Origin of the sequence: Autumnicola lenta (assembly GCF_031846515.1) — a bacterium.
In the GTDB taxonomy this organism is placed as follows: domain Bacteria; phylum Bacteroidota; class Bacteroidia; order Flavobacteriales; family Flavobacteriaceae; genus Autumnicola; species Autumnicola lenta.
The window spans coordinates 1-258 of the sequence record NZ_JAVRHO010000098.1 but is presented as its reverse complement, the minus strand read 5'-3'; the positions used below and the strand labels follow the sequence as shown (position 1 = coordinate 258).

Sequence of the window (258 nt, the reverse complement as noted above, 5' to 3'; positions counted from 1 at the left end):
GTACAAGTATCGAAGTCAGCAATATCCTGAACAACTGCTTCGCTTACTTCATCTGTTACTTCGATTTCAAAAGTAGTAGAGTCCATTCCAGTTACACATTCCAATTCATCACCATTCACAGTGTAGGTGACTTCATAAGTACCTACGCCCATAGTTGCAGGATCAAAAGTTGTAGCAGTTGTTCCATCTACAGTGAAAGTTCCACCGGTAGTAGTATCTCCAACTAACAATGTGGCTAGAGTGATAGTGCTTGCTTGA

The 258-nt window shown here is 41.1% G+C and carries 1 protein-coding gene; it reads right to left on the bottom strand.

The genetic code is table 11. The features are described from left to right. Positions 1 to 258, bottom strand: a 258-nt coding sequence (locus tag RM545_RS17575; protein WP_311496587.1) for a hypothetical protein, incomplete at both ends; no start/stop codon positions are given.